17 protein-coding genes are annotated in these 15653 nt (G+C 37.2%); 16 read left to right on the top strand and 1 reads right to left on the bottom strand.

Going from position 1 to position 15653, the window contains the following annotated elements; translation table 11 throughout:
- Nucleotides 1-191 precede the first annotated feature (191 nt).
- The 9 genes from OPF91_RS15085 to OPF91_RS15045 all read left to right on the top strand — a co-directional run bounded on the left by OPF91_RS15085 (nt 192) and on the right by OPF91_RS15045 (nt 9072).
- Nucleotides 192-1739 (top strand): fatty acid--CoA ligase family protein, encoded by a 1548-nt coding sequence (locus tag OPF91_RS15085; RefSeq protein ID WP_264989737.1) that lies wholly within the window; start codon nt 192-194, stop codon nt 1737-1739.
- 401 nt (nt 1740-2140) lie between these two features.
- Nucleotides 2141-2788 (top strand): VTT domain-containing protein, encoded by a 648-nt coding sequence (locus tag OPF91_RS15080; protein WP_264989836.1) that lies wholly within the window; start codon nt 2141-2143, stop codon nt 2786-2788.
- 599 nt (nt 2789-3387) lie between these two features.
- Nucleotides 3388-4617 (top strand): EAL and HDOD domain-containing protein, encoded by a 1230-nt coding sequence (locus OPF91_RS15075; RefSeq protein WP_264989736.1) that lies wholly within the window; start codon nt 3388-3390, stop codon nt 4615-4617.
- Between the two features lie 118 nt (nt 4618-4735).
- On the top strand, nt 4736-5587 hold the full coding sequence (locus tag OPF91_RS15070) for a YitT family protein (protein ID WP_264989735.1): 852 nt from the start codon (nt 4736-4738) through the stop codon (nt 5585-5587).
- A 49-nt stretch (nt 5588-5636) separates the two neighbouring features.
- Nucleotides 5637-5954, top strand: a complete 318-nt coding sequence (gene cccB, locus OPF91_RS15065; protein WP_264989734.1) for a cytochrome c551 — start codon at nt 5637-5639, stop codon at nt 5952-5954.
- A 150-nt stretch (nt 5955-6104) separates the two neighbouring features.
- Nucleotides 6105-7043 carry an HPr(Ser) kinase/phosphatase gene (gene hprK / locus OPF91_RS15060; RefSeq protein ID WP_264989733.1) on the top strand — a complete coding sequence of 313 codons (939 nt, stop codon included), beginning with the start codon at nt 6105-6107 and terminating at the stop codon, nt 7041-7043.
- Between the two features lie 21 nt (nt 7044-7064).
- Complete coding sequence (gene lgt, locus OPF91_RS15055; RefSeq protein WP_264989731.1) at nt 7065-7886, top strand: prolipoprotein diacylglyceryl transferase; 822 nt, start codon at nt 7065-7067, stop codon at nt 7884-7886.
- A gap of 12 nt (nt 7887-7898) precedes the next feature.
- Nucleotides 7899-8540 (top strand): pyrophosphatase PpaX, encoded by a 642-nt coding sequence (ppaX, locus tag OPF91_RS15050; RefSeq protein ID WP_264989729.1) that lies wholly within the window; start codon nt 7899-7901, stop codon nt 8538-8540.
- Nucleotides 8541-8547: 7 nt separating this feature from the next.
- On the top strand, nt 8548-9072 hold the full coding sequence (locus OPF91_RS15045; protein WP_264989727.1) for an acyltransferase: 525 nt from the start codon (nt 8548-8550) through the stop codon (nt 9070-9072).
- A 139-nt stretch (nt 9073-9211) separates the two neighbouring features.
- On the opposite strand, the gene OPF91_RS15040 is transcribed toward OPF91_RS15045, so the two are convergent.
- Entirely contained in the window at nt 9212-9421 is a 210-nt protein-coding gene (locus OPF91_RS15040; RefSeq protein WP_264989726.1) for a hypothetical protein, read from the bottom strand.
- Between the two features lie 506 nt (nt 9422-9927).
- Here OPF91_RS15040 and OPF91_RS15035 point away from each other — a divergent pair.
- From OPF91_RS15035 to hisIE, 7 genes are read left to right on the top strand one after another with little or no spacing between them, the layout of a single operon-like run.
- A complete protein-coding gene (locus tag OPF91_RS15035; protein WP_264989724.1) occupies nt 9928-11100 on the top strand; it encodes an ATP phosphoribosyltransferase regulatory subunit in 1173 nt (390 codons plus the stop codon).
- Entirely contained in the window at nt 11093-11716 is a 624-nt protein-coding gene (gene hisG / locus OPF91_RS15030) for an ATP phosphoribosyltransferase (protein WP_264989723.1), read from the top strand. Before OPF91_RS15035 ends, hisG begins: the two co-directional genes overlap by 8 nt.
- Nucleotides 11717-11730: 14 nt before the next feature.
- Nucleotides 11731-13008, top strand: a complete 1278-nt coding sequence (hisD, locus tag OPF91_RS15025; RefSeq protein WP_264989721.1) for a histidinol dehydrogenase — start codon at nt 11731-11733, stop codon at nt 13006-13008.
- A gap of 2 nt (nt 13009-13010) precedes the next feature.
- Nucleotides 13011-13610, top strand: a complete 600-nt coding sequence (gene hisB / locus OPF91_RS15020; RefSeq protein ID WP_264989720.1) for an imidazoleglycerol-phosphate dehydratase HisB — start codon at nt 13011-13013, stop codon at nt 13608-13610.
- Nucleotides 13607-14239 (top strand): imidazole glycerol phosphate synthase subunit HisH, encoded by a 633-nt coding sequence (hisH, locus tag OPF91_RS15015; protein ID WP_264989718.1) that lies wholly within the window; start codon nt 13607-13609, stop codon nt 14237-14239. The genes hisB and hisH overlap by 4 nt, the downstream gene beginning before the upstream one ends.
- The gene (gene hisF, locus OPF91_RS15010; protein ID WP_264989717.1) at nt 14233-14994 is read left to right on the top strand and encodes an imidazole glycerol phosphate synthase subunit HisF; all 762 of its coding nucleotides are present in this window, start codon (nt 14233-14235) and stop codon (nt 14992-14994) included. Before hisH ends, hisF begins: the two co-directional genes overlap by 7 nt.
- Complete coding sequence (gene hisIE / locus OPF91_RS15005; protein ID WP_264989715.1) at nt 14991-15608, top strand: bifunctional phosphoribosyl-AMP cyclohydrolase/phosphoribosyl-ATP diphosphatase HisIE; 618 nt, start codon at nt 14991-14993, stop codon at nt 15606-15608. The genes hisF and hisIE overlap by 4 nt, the downstream gene beginning before the upstream one ends.
- The last annotated feature ends 45 nt before the right edge of the window (nt 15609-15653 follow it).

Genomic DNA, 15653 nt, shown 5'->3' with positions numbered 1-15653 from the left:
TAGTATTTTTGTGGAAGACTTATATTATGTTAAAAAAATATTTATTGATTATAAATATGTATAAGAGACAAGAAAGTGATTATTTAACATAATTTTTGCATAGTTGAAAAGATTCATTGTTTTTTCACAATATTTCTTATATAATAAGAATGAATAACGATTCATTTTATACAATAAGGGGGATGGTGTAATTGAATTTAGTTTCAAGCGTTTCACAGCAAGCAATGCAGCAGCCAGAAAAAGTGGCATATCATTTTATGGGGAAAGATACAACATACGGGGAGTTTGAATATACTGTCGGACGCTTCGCACAAGGGCTGCAAGATTTAGGGGTAGAAAAAGGAGATCATGTTGCATTTTTACTTGGAAACACACCGCATTATTTAATCGCTTTATATGCGACAATGCGTTTAGGGGCAACAGCCATTCCGATTAACCCAATTTATACAGCAGATGAAATTTCGTATATTCTACATAATGGTGATGTAAAAGCAGTGATTGCGTTAGATTTATTATTACCTTTAGTAGAAAAAGGGGTTCAGGCATTCCCACAAATACAGTCATTTATTGTGTGTGAAACGACACCGACTATTGGAGAGCAAGTCGCAGCTCTATCAGATGATGTAAAAGCAAAAATCCATTTATTTTCACAAGTAGTTTTGAAAGCGCAAACATCATTGCCAGTTGTTGAAGTAACAGAGGATGATACAGCTATTATTTTATATACATCTGGTACAACAGGTAGTCCAAAAGGGGCAATGCTTACACATGGCAACGTTTATTCAAATGCAAGGGATGTAGCGAAATATTTAGAATTTCGTGCAGAGGATCGTATTATTGCTACATTGCCAGTATTCCACGTGTTTGCGTTAACGGTTGTTGTCAATGCACCTTTATTAAGTGGTGCAACGATTTTACTCGCACCACGTTTCAGCCCAATAGAAATTTTTGCTTTAGCGAAAGAGCAACAAGCAACTGTCTTTGCAGGTGTACCAACGATGTATAATTTCTTATACCAATTACCAGATAGCAATGTAGAAGATTTCTCAACAATTCGTCTGGCTATTTCTGGAGGTGCATCATTACCTGTCGCATTATTACATAATTTTGAACAGAAATTTAATGTACGTGTGTCAGAGGGGTATGGCTTATCAGAAGCATCACCAGTTACATGCTTTAATCCATTAGACCGTGACCGTAAAGCAGGCTCTATTGGTACATCGATTTGTAATGTCGAAAATAAAGTGGTAGATATTAATGGTGTGGAAGTGCCTGTTGGAGAAGTTGGTGAATTGATTGTTCGCGGTCCAAACGTGATGAAGGGGTATTATAAAATGCCAGAGGAAACAGAGATGGCAATTCGTGATGGCTGGCTATACACAGGGGATTTAGCGAAGATGGATGAAGAAGGCTATTTCTATATTGTAGATCGTAAAAAGGATATGATTATTGTAGGGGGCTATAATGTTTATCCTAGAGAGGTAGAGGAAGTGTTATTTGCACACCCGAATATTGTGGAAGCAGCTGTTGTAGGTTTCCCAGATCCAAACTTAGGTGAAGCTGTTCATGCCTATATCGTATTAAAGGATGCAACAGCAACGACAAGTGAAGAGATTTTAGCTTACTGTGCAGAGCATATTGCAAAGTACAAAATACCAAAAGTAATTGAGTTTTTAGATGAGCTACCAAAAAATACAACAGGGAAAATTTTACGACGTTCATTAAAAGAGAAGGTGTAAAGAAAAGCTTCTTTAAATAAAGTAAGGTCTATTGAGGAAATAATATCCTTCAATAGACCTTACTTATTTTATTTCGTATTAACAGTCTGTAAAATTGGATTGTTAGTATCACTTTATATACTTAGTCGACTATGGGATATTTGCTTCAATAGAGAAGATAGAGCTGTAGTGTTGAAGTAGCGAATCAAGAAATCAGTTGAATGCTTCTATGGACAAATGATAGAATCAGTCATGGAACATAACAGGAGATTTTTTAGCATATAGTAGCCAATATATTGAGATTGAAAAGCTGATAAGCATGATCTAAATGAAATGAGTTGGAACTTTTGAAAATGTATTTCGTCAAAGCCTCGAGAGTATATTGAATAAATTTATTGAGAGAAAGAGAGCCTATTACAATGTTGGAATTCATTCAAGGGTTAATTAGTTTTATCGTACATATTGATGTACATTTAGAAGAGATTATTCGTGATTTTGGCAATTGGAGCTATGTCATCTTATTTGCGATTGTTTTTGTAGAAACAGGCGTTGTCATTTTTCCATTTCTACCTGGAGATTCTTTACTTTTTGCTAGTGGGACATTAGCGGCAGCGATGGGTGCATTTGATATGTGGATACTAATTCCTGTCTTTTTAGTTGCGGCAATTTTAGGGGATACGGTAAATTATCATATCGGACATAAAGTAGGGACATCGATTCCACCTACTAGTTTATTAGGGAAAGTTGTCAAAAAAGAGCGTATGGAAGCGGCTGAAAAGTTTTTCAATAAACATGGTGGAAAAACCATTGTCATTGCCCGTTTTATGCCATTTATCCGTACATTTATCCCATTTGTTGCAGGTGCGAGTAAGATGAATTATCGTTACTTCATCTTTTATAACATTGTAGGGGCTGTATTATGGGTGTTCAGTTGTACATTATTAGGGTATTTCTTTGGCAACATTCCAATTATTAAAGATAATTTCTCAACTGTACTAATTTTAATTATTTTCATTTCTGTAATACCTGCTGTTTTGGGTGCGATTAAATCGAAAATAAAGGCTAAATAAAGTAAACCTTCAATCGGTGGGGGATTTTCTCCTCCCCCACTGAAACAGTTCATTTCCACTTCTTATTTTGAAGTAGGGATCTTACAGCCTGTTAATACGGGATAAAGTAAAACAGCCTTCAAGTGAGCTCAATCACTGAAAGGCTGTTTTTTAATTTGTAAAAAGAAAATGAAATTATAGGAGCATATAATTATTATTGGAAAAGTGCTATAATAACTATTATTTATCTTCATTCAGCAGTTCTCTTTTTGTATCGAAAGCGAAGCGACAGATACAGTTCTCTTTTTGTATCGAAAGCGAAGCGACAGATACAGTTCTCTTTTTGTATCGAAAGCAAAGCATCAGATACAGAAAGCTTCCATCTTTTTCGGTGGCAAGAGAAATGCTGATTTTTCCTGTTTAGCGGGTATTACAAGTTACGAATTTTTGTGGTGAGCTCGCCAAAATCGAGATGTAACAGAATATGAAAAATGAAATGATATAAGTGAAATGGATGTTTTCTATAGTATAGAAATATTTACTGACAGCGAAGATACCTATCATTTAGATAGAAGCAATGAAGGATTTCAACTTATATATTTAGGAGGAGGGCAGTTACATTGGAAGTATTTATTGGCAGACAGCCTATTTTTAATTTGAACGAACAAATTGTTGCTTATGAATTGTTGTATCGCAATAAAAATATGAATGCTTTCCCTATGGTTGATTCAGATGCGGCAACGCTTGAAGTGTTAGTTAACGCATTTGTTTCTATTGGCATTGAAGAAATAACAAAAGGAAAACCAGCTTTTATTAATTTTACAGAAAACTTATTGATGAGTTCCATTAATGAATATTTGAACCCAGCACATGTAGTGATTGAAATTTTAGAAGATGTACCAATTACGCCAAAGTTAGTAGCACGTGTGGTGGAATTAAAAGCATTTGGCTATAAAATTGCTTTGGATGATTTTGTTTTAGAGGAACATGTTCAAGTGTATGACGAATTATTTGCACATATTGATTATATTAAAGTGGATTTTTTGGCTACTTCCCTGACGGCACGATTAGAAATTGAAAACAAAGTAAAAACCAAATTTCCACATATCAAATTGTTAGCTGAAAAAGTAGAAACACGGACACAGTTCAATGTAGCTAAACACTCTGGTTATGAGCTATTTCAAGGCTATTTTTTTGAAAAACCACAAATTTTGAAGGCTACGGAAATACCTGCTAATACATTGCAATATTTGCATATTATTTCTTTATTAAAAGAAGATGAGCCGAATATACAGTTATTAGCAGATAATATTGAGCGTGATATTTCATTGACGTACAAACTATTACAAATGGTTAATCGTGATAATCGACAATCGAAATCAAAAGTACGTTCAGTGAAACAGGCGATTATTTTATTAGGTATTCCTAATTTACAGCGATGGATTTACTTGTTGGCTATGCGTGAAATAGATACGAATATGGATTCCGAGGCATTTAAAGAGGTAATGATTACGTCTTTATTTAGAGCCAAGGTATGTGAAAAATTAGCTAAACGTGCCTATAAAAAGAATTACTCTGAATACTTTTTAGTCGGCATGTTCTCACTTATTGATACATTGCTTCAAAGACCATTAGATATGATTTTGAAGCAATTGCCATTTTCGGCTAATGTGATTGATACTATTTTAGGTCACCAAACGGAAATGACGCCTTATTTGGAATTTAGTATGGCACTTAAAAAATTAGAGTGGGAGAACATTAATAGGCTAGCTGCTCAAATTGATGTAGATGTATATACAGCAGATGTTCTCTATGGTGAGGCAATGGAATGGGCAGAAAAATCATTGTAAATCTGTGATTTATGCATCAATCATATACTCTTTACTGGGTTGAAGTTCTCAATTAGACATCTATTTGTTATAATCATTTGGTCTTAGAAAATTTCAATAGTTAAAGTGGGCGTGAAAGATGATGAATCAACCATATAGTGTGAAAGAGAGCATTCTGGAATACGTATATGTTGTAGTCGGTGCAGCAATTATTGCGGTCGGTTTCAATGTATTTTTATTACCTAACCAAGTAGCATCAGGTGGAGTAAGTGGTATTAGTACCATACTGCATGGCTTGTTCGGCTGGAATCCTGGGTATGTGCAGTATGCATTCAATATTCCACTGTTTCTTGCAGGGGTTATTTTATTAGGAAAAAAGTTTGGGATTAAATCATTTATTGGTACCATCACATTGCCTTTTGTGGTCATCATCACAAATGAATGGCAGCCATGGACAGATAATCCGTTACTTGGTGCACTTTTTGGTGGTATTGTGGTTGGGCTGGGTATTGGACTTGTTTTTAAAGGACAGGCTTCTACTGGTGGAACAGATTTACTTGCACAAATTATTACAAAATATACAGGTATCTCTCTAGGGACGAGTGTATTGCTTATTGATGGTGTGATTGCGGTAAGTGCAGCTATTGTTTTCGATTTAGAAAAAGGGCTATATGCGTTAATTGGCTTATACGTAACAACAAAAACAATTGATATTATTCAACTTGGTTTTAGTCAATCAAAAATGGTTTATATTATTACGAATAAACAAGATGAAGTACGAGATGCCATTTATGCTGAAGTGAATCGTGGTGTTACGAAACTACCAGCTATCGGTGGATACACAGGAGAAGAGCGACCAGTTTTAATGGTAGTTGTGTACCAAACAGAATTCACAAAACTGAAACAACTGATTAAAACTGTTGATCCGACAGCATTTGTTATCGTTTCTGATGCTTATGAGGTACTAGGAGAAGGTTTCAAACGTGCATAAATTTGGTATACTAATCCTTGTAAGCTATGAATGATGAGGAGGGGTACTCATGAAAAAAGCGATGTTAACATTAGTAGCTGGCTCTGCTATCTTTTTAGCTGCTTGTGGTGGCGGAGACAAAGAATCTACAGGCGGTGAAACGGCTCCATTAGATGGAGAAACGATTGCTAAAAAATCTTGTATTATGTGTCATGGTGGAGAACTGACAGGACAAGGTAATACACCAGCTATCAATGATATTGGTGCTCGTTTATCTGAAACAGAAATTTTAGATATTATTAAAAACGGTAAAAATACGATGCCAGCAAATGTTGTTAAAGGTGCAGAGGCGGAAGCTGTTGCAAAATGGTTGGCTACACAAAAATAACACAGAAAAACTAGCGGTGCTCAAATCCGCTAGTTTTTTGTTTATAAATGCCATTGGATAATTTAAAGAAGTGTAAATACATTTTTTTTCTATATAAACATGATAAAATGAAACAATATTCAATTCCTTTGAAAATGGAGGCTTCTCATAATGGTCGTAATTTATACAAGAGACATCATGGAGAAATTTAATTTAGAGCTGTTAGCAGGTGAGGAAGGAATCGGTAGAACAATTGTTACGAGTGATATTTCGAGACCAGGTCTTGAAATGGCTGGCTATTTTACCCATTATCCAGCAAATCGTGTGCAGCTTCTTGGTACAACAGAGCTATCCTTTTTTGAGATGCTTCCTGCTGATGTCAAGTTGGAACGTATGCGTTTATTATGCTCACAGGATACACCAGCAATCATTATTTCACGTGATTTAGAAGTACCAACAGAATTGTTACAAGCGGCTAATGAAAAGCATGTCCCAGTATTTAAAACACATATGACAACAACTAAATTCTCAAGTAAGCTAACGAACTACTTGGAAGGTCGATTAGCGCCAACAACGGCTGTGCATGGGGTTTTAGTGGATGTATATGGAATTGGTATCCTGATACTTGGACAAAGCGGTGTAGGGAAAAGTGAGACAGCGCTAGAGCTTGTGAAAAAAGGGCATCGCTTAGTAGCGGATGATTGTGTAGAAATTCGTCAAGAATCGGAGAATCTTATAATTGGTAGCCCTCCACCATTACTAGAGCATTTGCTAGAAATTCGTGGTGTTGGGATTATTGATATTATGACTTTGTTTGGAGCGAGTGCAGTACGTCCCTACAAACGGGTTACACTAGTGATTGAATTGGAAACATGGGATCCTGAAAAAATGTACGATCGTTTAGGATTAGAAGAAGAAAAGATGAAAATTATTGATACTGATTTAACGAAAATGACCATTCCTGTAAGGCCTGGACGCAATGTTTCCGTTATTATTGAAGTGGCAGCAATGAACTATCGTCTGAAACGTATGGGAATTAATGCTGCAGAGGAATTTACTAGACGTTTAGATGAAGTCATTGCATCATCATCAGATGAATTAGATGATTAATGAAGTGAAAGGATGTAAATTATGGATTTGATATTATTAGAAATTAATCCAATAGCATTCCATCTAGGACCAATTCCTGTCCGATGGTATGGTTTATTGATTGTATCAGGTATTATATTAGCGTATTTTGTTGGACAGCGAGAGGCAGTTAAACGAGGATTACCAGAAGACTTTTTAGCAGATTTATTATTATGGGCTGTACCTATTTCCATTATTTGTGCGCGTATTTATTATGTAGCCATGAGCTGGGATGCTTATCGTGAGACACCAAGTCGAATTATTGAAATATGGAATGGTGGTATTGCTATCCATGGTGCACTGATTGGCGCATTTATAACAGCATATGTCTTTACTCGTATTAAAAATATTAGCTTTTTACGTGTAGCTGATATTTTAGCACCAAGTTTGTTAATTGGACAAATTATCGGACGTTGGGGTAATTTTATGAATCAAGAGGCATATGGAGGTCCTGTCTCTCGTACATTTTTAGAAAATTTAATGTTACCTGATTGGATTATTAATCAAATGTATGTGGCTGATTTAGGTACATATGTGCATCCAACATTTTTATATGAATCATTATGGAATGTAGTTGGCTTAATCATCTTATTAGTATTACGCAAAGTGAATTTACATCGAGGAGAAATTTTCTTTAGCTATTTGATTTGGTATTCGATTGGACGTTTCTATATTGAAAGCATGCGTACAGATAGCTTGTATTTAGTAGGGGATTTACGTTCAGCACAAGTAGTCTCAATCATTGGGATTGTAGTAGGGCTTGGAGCCATTATTTATCGACGTATAAAAACGAAACCAGTAGTAAACTATTTAGACAATAAATAAGAGGTGTCAAATATGACTATAAAGGCTTTATTATTTGATTTTGATGGAACATTACTGAATACAAATGAGCTTATTATCCAAACCTTTATGCATGTATTAAATAAAAGATTTCCTGGGCAATATTCGCCAAAAGATTGCTTAAAATTCATTGGTCCGTCATTAACACAAACATTTAGTGAGCTTGCTCCTGGTGAAGAAGAGGAACTAATCGCCCAATATCGCACATGGAATGAGGCACATCATGATGAATTAATTACCGAATATCCAGATGTTGTCTCAACATTAGAACAATTAAAGGCAATGGGGCTCAAATTAGCAATTGTCTCTACTAAGCGCAATGAAACAATTCAACGTGGGTTAACATTGCTTGGAGCTAATCATTTATTTGATACGTGTATCGGCACAGATGATGTACAAAATGTAAAGCCAGATCCAGAGCCTGTGTTACTTGCTTTAAGTCGTTTAGGCATAGCAAAAGAAGAAGCAATCATGATTGGGGATAATTCACATGATATTGAAGCAGGTCATCATGCAGGAGTGAGAGCAGCAGGTGTGGCTTGGGCAATTAAGGGTGAGGCTTACTTGCAACAGTTTAAACCTGATTATATGTTGCAACATATGTCGGATTTAGTGACAATTGTGAAAGAGGGCTGAGAGATATATGGCACGTAAAACAGAACGCTATCGTGTTGAGGGGGCTAATTCTCTGTGGCAAATGTATGATACGGTATCCTTTTGGAAGGTGATGAAATGTTTTCTTATCATTCAAATTGGGCGCTATACACCTTCTTTACGTGTGAAAAATTGGCTCTATCGTACATTTTTAAAAATGGATATCGGTAAGCAAACATCACTTGCACTTATGGTGATGCCAGATACAATGTTTCCAGAGCGTATTCATATCGGTGATAATACAGTCATTGGTTTCAATACTACGATATTGGCACATGAATATTTAATAAAGGAATATCGTTTAGGGGATGTCCATATTGGTAATGAAGTGATGGTAGGTGCAAATTCTACTATATTACCAGGTGTGACAATTGGTGATGGTGCTACTGTCTCGGCTGCAACGCTTGTACATAAAGACGTACCAGCAGGCTGTTTAGTTGGAGGAAATCCAATGCGTGTTATTTATACAGCTGAGCAAATGGTTGAACGTAATAAGCTACTACATTCAACATAATAAAAGCTGTTCTAAGCTAGGGAGAAAACCCTGTTTAGAACAGCTTTTTATCTTTAGTGAGCGTTTAGACATCGACTGAATTTACAATATTTGCTGGGGGTAAGCCCATATACAATTTTAGATATTGGCGAATGAATGTTTAATTTACACCATGAGCTGCATCATATTGAGGTTTGAATTCACAATTATCATGATCGCCTAAGCAAGTAGTTTCAGCATAGGCTGATTTAATTGCTGTGCCATCAACATCTTCTGTTGCATGCAGTGTTACTTTATCACCAGGATAATACTCGCCTTTACAAATACTTACAATCATATGTTCACTAAGTTGTACGAATGGACATGCCATGATAAATCCCTCCTATGTTTTCTAGTATGTTTGTTGTTGATGTTATTCTATAATGGATTTTTAAAAATGTATATTAAAAAATAAAATGAGAATAATAATCAATAGAAATATTGATAGAATAAGTGTTTAAATGATAATAAGAGTGATAATCATTTTTGGTTAGTTAGACTTTTAATTATTTCAAGATAATAAAAGTATTGATAGATTGATTATTCTGATAATTAAAGGTGTGAAAAGTAGATGTTTTTTATTTTTTATAAAAATATCTATAATAATAAAAATTCAATTGTCACATTTTAGACACATTCTCATTCTCAATAGCGCTTTCATTATTAGAATCTCCATTTGCCATAGGACGAGTGGTAGTTTTATATGTATAATTAACAGAAAAATCAGTATTTAATAGTTATTAATTTGATTCATTGACGGAATGTTAGAAATAAGATAGAATACTTTCATTATCTAATACACTAGTGAAGTGAAGTATCGAGTGAGGATGTGTCAAAATGTCATTTATTAAAAAATTTGAAAAACCTTTAGGGATGCGTGATACATTACCTAAAATCTATGAAAAAGTTGAAACGATTAGAAGTATAGGGAGAGAGTTTTTAATTACAAGAGGGTATGTATTTATTAAAACACCCACAGTTGAATATTTTGACACAGTAGGTAAAGCCTCTGCTATTACGGATACACAATTATTCAAATTAGTAGATAGCCAAGGAAACACATTAGTGCTAAGACCTGATATGACAACCCCTATTGCTCGTGTAGCAGCCTCAAAACTATTGAAAGAGATGATTCCACTACGTCTTGCTTATTTTGCTAGCGTTTTTCGTGCACAGGAAACAGAGGGAGGAAGACCAGCAGAATTTGAGCAAATGGGCATCGAGCTTATTGGTGATAATTCCGTTTTTGCTGATGCTGAGGTTATCATCACAGCATTAGAGCTATTACAGCGATTTGCTTTAACACAATTTAAAGTGACAATTGGACATGCTGGCATACTGAATTGTATTTTGCAAGATTATACGGAAAGTATAGAACAGCAGCAAATATTAAGATCATTATTAGTACAACGTAATTTTGTTGGTTTTGAAGAAGCAGTGGAATCATTCGATTTACCAAAAGCTAAGTCAGATGCTTTGTTGCAATTTATAGAAGAAGCGGTCACTGTTAATGACATTCGAGATATTGAGAAATATGTACGGAAAAATGATGCACTTACGTATATGCAGCAATTAGCGACATTGCTGGAGGCAGCCAATTTAGCAGAGTACATAGCATTTGATTTCACTTTGTCTAGCCATATGAGTTATTACACAGGCATGTTATTTGAAATATTTGCTACTGGAAGTGGATTCCCATTAGGTAATGGTGGTCGCTATGATGGTTTGTTGGATGTATTTGGTTCCAAAGTCGGTGCAACAGGCTTTAGTATTCGTGTGGATCGTTTGTTGGAAACATTAGATACCGAAGAAAGTCAGTCTCATGATACAACGGTTGTGCTATTTGAAGAAGAGCAGTTTGAAGCCGCTTTAGCTATAGTACAGGAGCTACGTGCAGTGGGAAAGAAAAGTGTCTTACAGTTGCGCAATAGCCTAGTTGATGAACAAGCCTTTTTAGCACATTTTACAGAAATAATCGTAGTAGGACAGGAGGAAGTAATCGATGAATGAATTAACTATTGCGATGCCTAAGGGGCGTATTTTTGAAGAGGCTTATCAAATGCTATTAGATGCAGGTTTTAATTTGCCAGAAGAAGTGGAAATGTCTCGAAAGTTGATGATTGAAATTCCAGAAGAAAAGATTCGTTTTATTTTAGCAAAGCCTATGGATGTACCTGTTTTTGTGGAGCATGGCGTAGCGGATATTGGCATTGCAGGCAAGGATGTTTTACTAGAGCAACAGCGTGAAGTTCATGAACTGCTGGATTTAAAAATTAGCAACTGTTATATCGCTTCAGCAGGCTTACCGAATACGATGATGAATGAAATTGCACCAAGAATTGCTACAAAATATCCAAATATCGCGATGAAATATTATAAAGGTATTGGAGAACAAGTTGAGATTATTGAGCTGAATGGCTCGATTGAGTTAGCGCCTATGATTGGTTTAGCCGATCGCATTGTGGATATTGTATCAACAGGGCGAACGTTGAAGGAAAATGGCTTAGTGGAATATGAATTTATTGCGGCTGTGACATCTCGATTAATTGCTAATCCTGTTAGCTATCGCATGAAAGGAGAGCGCATTTTAGATCTTGTGAAACGATTGAAGAAGCGTGTGAATTAAGGAGAGAATGTTTGATGAAAATAACAAAGTTAACAAAGGGAATTTCCTTAAAGCGTCCACTTGAAGGAGGCAATGAGGAGCAGTTGCAAGTTGTGAGGCAAGTATTAGCAGATGTCCGTGCTCAAGGAGATGCAGCAGTTCGAGCGTACACAGAGAAATGGGATGGTTTTACATTGCAGGAGCTTCGTGTATCAACAGAAGAAATCGAACAAGGCGCGAAATCACTTGATCCACAGCTGTATGCAGATTTAAAAGAAGCAGCCCATAATATTCGTTTTTACCATGAACAGCAAAAGCGTTCAGGCTATCGTGTGCAATTAGCAAATGGTTCATGGCTGGGTCAACGGATAACACCACTGGATGCTGTTGGGCTATACGTGCCAGGTGGGACAGCTGCCTACCCTTCTTCTGTATTGATGAATGTAATTCCTGCACTTGTCGCAGGGGTGAAGCGCATTGTACTTACATCACCAGCAGGGCGAGATGGACAATTACCAACAGGGGTACTGGCAGCAGCCCATATTTTAGGTATTACAGAAATTTATAAAATTGGTGGGGCTCAAGCGATTGCGGCACTTGCATATGGCACAGAATCCATTGTACCTGTTGATAAAATTACAGGACCAGGTAATATTTTCGTAGCGTTAGCAAAGCGAGAGGTATTTGGTGAAGTAGCAATTGACATGATTGCAGGGCCAAGTGAAATTGCTATTTTAGCAGATGATACAGCTTTTGCGGATGAGGTAGCAGCAGACCTTCTATCACAAGCAGAGCATGATGCATTAGCGTGTGCGATTTTAGTGACAACTTCTGAACGTTTAGCTGAAGAAGTAGCACAAGAGGTGGAAAAGCAAGTGGCTGCATTGCCACGAGAAAAGGTAGCACGTGCATCGATTGCTCATTTTGGTGCTATTTATATAGCGGATACAATGGCAGATGCGGTGGAGGCTATTAACTCATTAGCACCTGAACATTTAGAAATAATGACAGAACAGGCGGAGCAAGTAGCAGAGCAAATACGTCATGCAGGCGCTATATTTGTAGGACGTTATAGTTCAGAGCCTGTTGGGGACTATTTTGCAGGAACCAATCATGTGCTGCCAACGAATAGTACAGCACGTTTTGCAAGTGGCTTAAATGTAGATGATTTTGTAAAAAAGACGAGCATGGTGTATTACAGTGAGCAAACATGGGCAAATCATGCACCAAAAATTGCTCGTTTGGCTCGTATGGAAGGTCTAGAGGGACATGCACGAGCGGTAGAATCAAGAGGCTGGCGTAAAGGAGAATAGCGATGACTGAAGTGAAGCGTTATGCAAAAATAGAGCGTACAACAAATGAAACACAAATTGCGGTAGAAATTTATTTAGATGGAGAGGGTAAGACAGAGATTCAAACAGGTGTTGGCTTTATGGATCATATGTTGGATTTATTTATGAAGCATGGCTTGTTTGATGGTACGATTCAAGCGAAGGGTGATACATATATTGATGACCATCATACAACAGAGGATATTGGTATTGTATTAGGACAGGCAATTCGTGAGGCACTAGGAGATAAAAAGGGTATCACACGCTATGGGACAGCTTTTGTACCAATGGATGATGCGTTAGCACAGGTTGTGATTGATTGCTCTAACCGTCCACATTTGGAATACCGTGTCCCTCCATTGAAAGACAAAGTCGGCACTTTTGATACAGAGTTAGTGCATGAGTTTTTATGGAAGTTTGCGTTGGAGGCTCGAATGAACGTGCATGTCATTGTACCATATGGTCATAATACACATCATATTATTGAGGCTATTTTCAAAGCATTGGCACGAGCAATTGATGCAGCGATAGCCATTGATCCACGCGTGAAAGGTGTACCATCAACTAAGGGGCTGTTAACGTGAAAATAGGCGTAATTGATTATGGCATGGGTAATTTATTTAGCGTAGAGCAGGCATTAAAGCGGTTGGACTGTGAGGTTTTTGTGACAGCAGAGCCACAAGTGCTAGATACAATGGACGCTCTTTTATTGCCAGGGGTTGGAGCGTTTCCAGATGCGATGAAATGCTTACAAGAAAGCCAGCTGGACAGCTATTTGCAGAAGGTACAAGTAGGGCAACGTCCATTGCTTGGCATATGTTTAGGTATGCAATTATTGTTTGAGCAAAGCGAGGAAGTAACACCGACAAAAGGCTTAGGATTTTTCAAAGGACAAATTCAACGCTTTAGTGGCAATGAAAAAGGGCAAATTTACCGAGTACCACATATGGGCTGGAATGAGCTTGTATTTGCCAATCGCCCTACATGGTTAACGGAAGAAGCATTAGCTAAGCATGTATACTTTGTACATTCATTTTATGCAGCGAATGTAGAAGAGGAACAACTTGTTGCCTATGCGGATTATCATGGTATCCAAGTTCCTGGCATTGTAGCGAATGGTAGTGTGACAGGTATGCAATTCCATCCAGAAAAATCAGGTGACTTAGGGATGTCCTTACTAGCACAATGGTTGAAAGGGGTCGCTACATGTTAACGAAACGTATTATTCCTTGTTTAGATGTCAAAGAGGGACGAGTTGTCAAAGGGGTACAATTTGTGTCATTACGTGATGCGGGTGATCCCGTGGAATTAGCTAAGTTTTATGATGAGCAAGGGGCAGATGAGCTTGTCTTTTTAGATATATCCGCTTCACATGAGGGACGTGAAACGATGGTAGATGTTGTGCGTCAAACAGCGACAGCATTAGCGATTCCGTTTACAGTGGGCGGTGGCATTCGCACATTAGAAGATATGAAACGTATTTTACGTGCTGGAGCAGATAAAGTATCTGTGAATACTTCTGCTTTAGAACGACCAGAGCTTATTCAAGAGGGTGCAGATTTCTTTGGTTCTCAATGTATCGTTGTAGCGATTGATGCTCGTTTTAGCGAAGAAGATGGTACATGGATGGTTTATACACATGGTGGACGTAACAAAACGGCATGGCAAGCTGTTGAGTGGGCACAGGAAGCGGTACGTTTAGGTGCAGGTGAAATTTTACTAACAAGTATGAATCAAGATGGTGAGAAATCTGGTTTTGATATTGCTTTAACAAAAGCTGTTAGAGAGGCTGTAACGGTTCCTGTTATTGCAAGTGGTGGTGCAGGGAATGCTGAACACTTTTATGATGTGCTAACTGGAGATGTAGAGGCAGATGCCGCCTTAGCAGCTTCTATTTTTCACTATAAAGAAACGAGTGTCGCGCAGGTCAAAGAATATTTACGTGAAAAAGGAGTGGCAGTCAGATGATAGAAAGAATTCGATTTGATGATAAAGGGCTTGTGACAGCTGTTGTGCAGGATGCGAATACAAAAGAAGTGTTGACTGTAGCCTATATGAATAAAGAGTCATTAACGAAAACGTTAGAAACAGGTGAAACATGGTTTTATTCACGTTCCCGTCAGGAGCTTTGGCATAAAGGGGCAACAAGCGGCAATACGCAAAAGGTTGTAGCGATTAAAGGAGATTGTGACAGGGACGCATTAGTAGTAGAAGTATTGCCTGTTGGTCCTGCATGTCATAATGGCACAACTTCTTGTTTTACAGAAATCATTCAGCAAAATGACAAGGTTGGCTCTGTGGAGATTCTTTCTAAGCTTGCTACAGTAATTGCACAGCGTGAACAGGAGATGCCAGAGGGCGCATATACTACATATTTATTTGATAAAGGTATCGATAAAATTTGTAAAAAGGTTGGAGAAGAGGCGACAGAGGTTGTAATTGGTGCTAAAAATCGTGATGCAGAAGAAGTGAAATGGGAAGCAGCTGATTTACTATATCATTTACTTGTTTTGTTACAAGAACAAAAAGTTAGCATTTATGATGTGCTACATGTACTAGAAAAACGCCATGAGGAGAAATAACCACACATCGCTTATCTTGTGTTATAATAAAAGTTACTGTATGAA

Origin of the sequence: Lysinibacillus piscis (assembly GCF_026012395.1) — a bacterium.
Lineage (GTDB): Bacteria > Bacillota > Bacilli > Bacillales_A > Planococcaceae > Lysinibacillus > Lysinibacillus piscis.
The sequence above is the reverse complement of the archived record's forward strand: the minus strand, read 5'-3'. Positions and strand labels throughout refer to the sequence as shown.

Bases quoted from the DNA above. Each gene is read 5' to 3' on its own strand.
- OPF91_RS15070 (WP_264989735.1), top strand. From the start codon at position 4,736: ATGATGAATCAACCATATAGTGTGAAAGAGAGCATTCTGGAATACGTA.
- cccB (WP_264989734.1), top strand. From the start codon at position 5,637: ATGAAAAAAGCGATGTTAACATTAGTAGCTGGCTCTGCTATCTTTTTA.
- hprK (WP_264989733.1), top strand. From the start codon at position 6,105: ATGGTCGTAATTTATACAAGAGACATCATGGAGAAATTTAATTTAGAG.
- lgt (WP_264989731.1), top strand. From the start codon at position 7,065: ATGGATTTGATATTATTAGAAATTAATCCAATAGCATTCCATCTAGGA.
- ppaX (WP_264989729.1), top strand. From the start codon at position 7,899: ATGACTATAAAGGCTTTATTATTTGATTTTGATGGAACATTACTGAAT.
- OPF91_RS15045 (WP_264989727.1), top strand. From the start codon at position 8,548: ATGGCACGTAAAACAGAACGCTATCGTGTTGAGGGGGCTAATTCTCTG.
- OPF91_RS15040 (WP_264989726.1), bottom strand. From the start codon at position 9,421: ATGGCATGTCCATTCGTACAACTTAGTGAACATATGATTGTAAGTATT.
- OPF91_RS15035 (WP_264989724.1), top strand. From the start codon at position 9,928: ATGTCATTTATTAAAAAATTTGAAAAACCTTTAGGGATGCGTGATACA.
- hisG (WP_264989723.1), top strand. From the start codon at position 11,093: ATGAATGAATTAACTATTGCGATGCCTAAGGGGCGTATTTTTGAAGAG.
- hisD (WP_264989721.1), top strand. From the start codon at position 11,731: ATGAAAATAACAAAGTTAACAAAGGGAATTTCCTTAAAGCGTCCACTT.
- hisB (WP_264989720.1), top strand. From the start codon at position 13,011: ATGACTGAAGTGAAGCGTTATGCAAAAATAGAGCGTACAACAAATGAA.
- hisF (WP_264989717.1), top strand. From the start codon at position 14,233: ATGTTAACGAAACGTATTATTCCTTGTTTAGATGTCAAAGAGGGACGA.
- hisIE (WP_264989715.1), top strand. From the start codon at position 14,991: ATGATAGAAAGAATTCGATTTGATGATAAAGGGCTTGTGACAGCTGTT.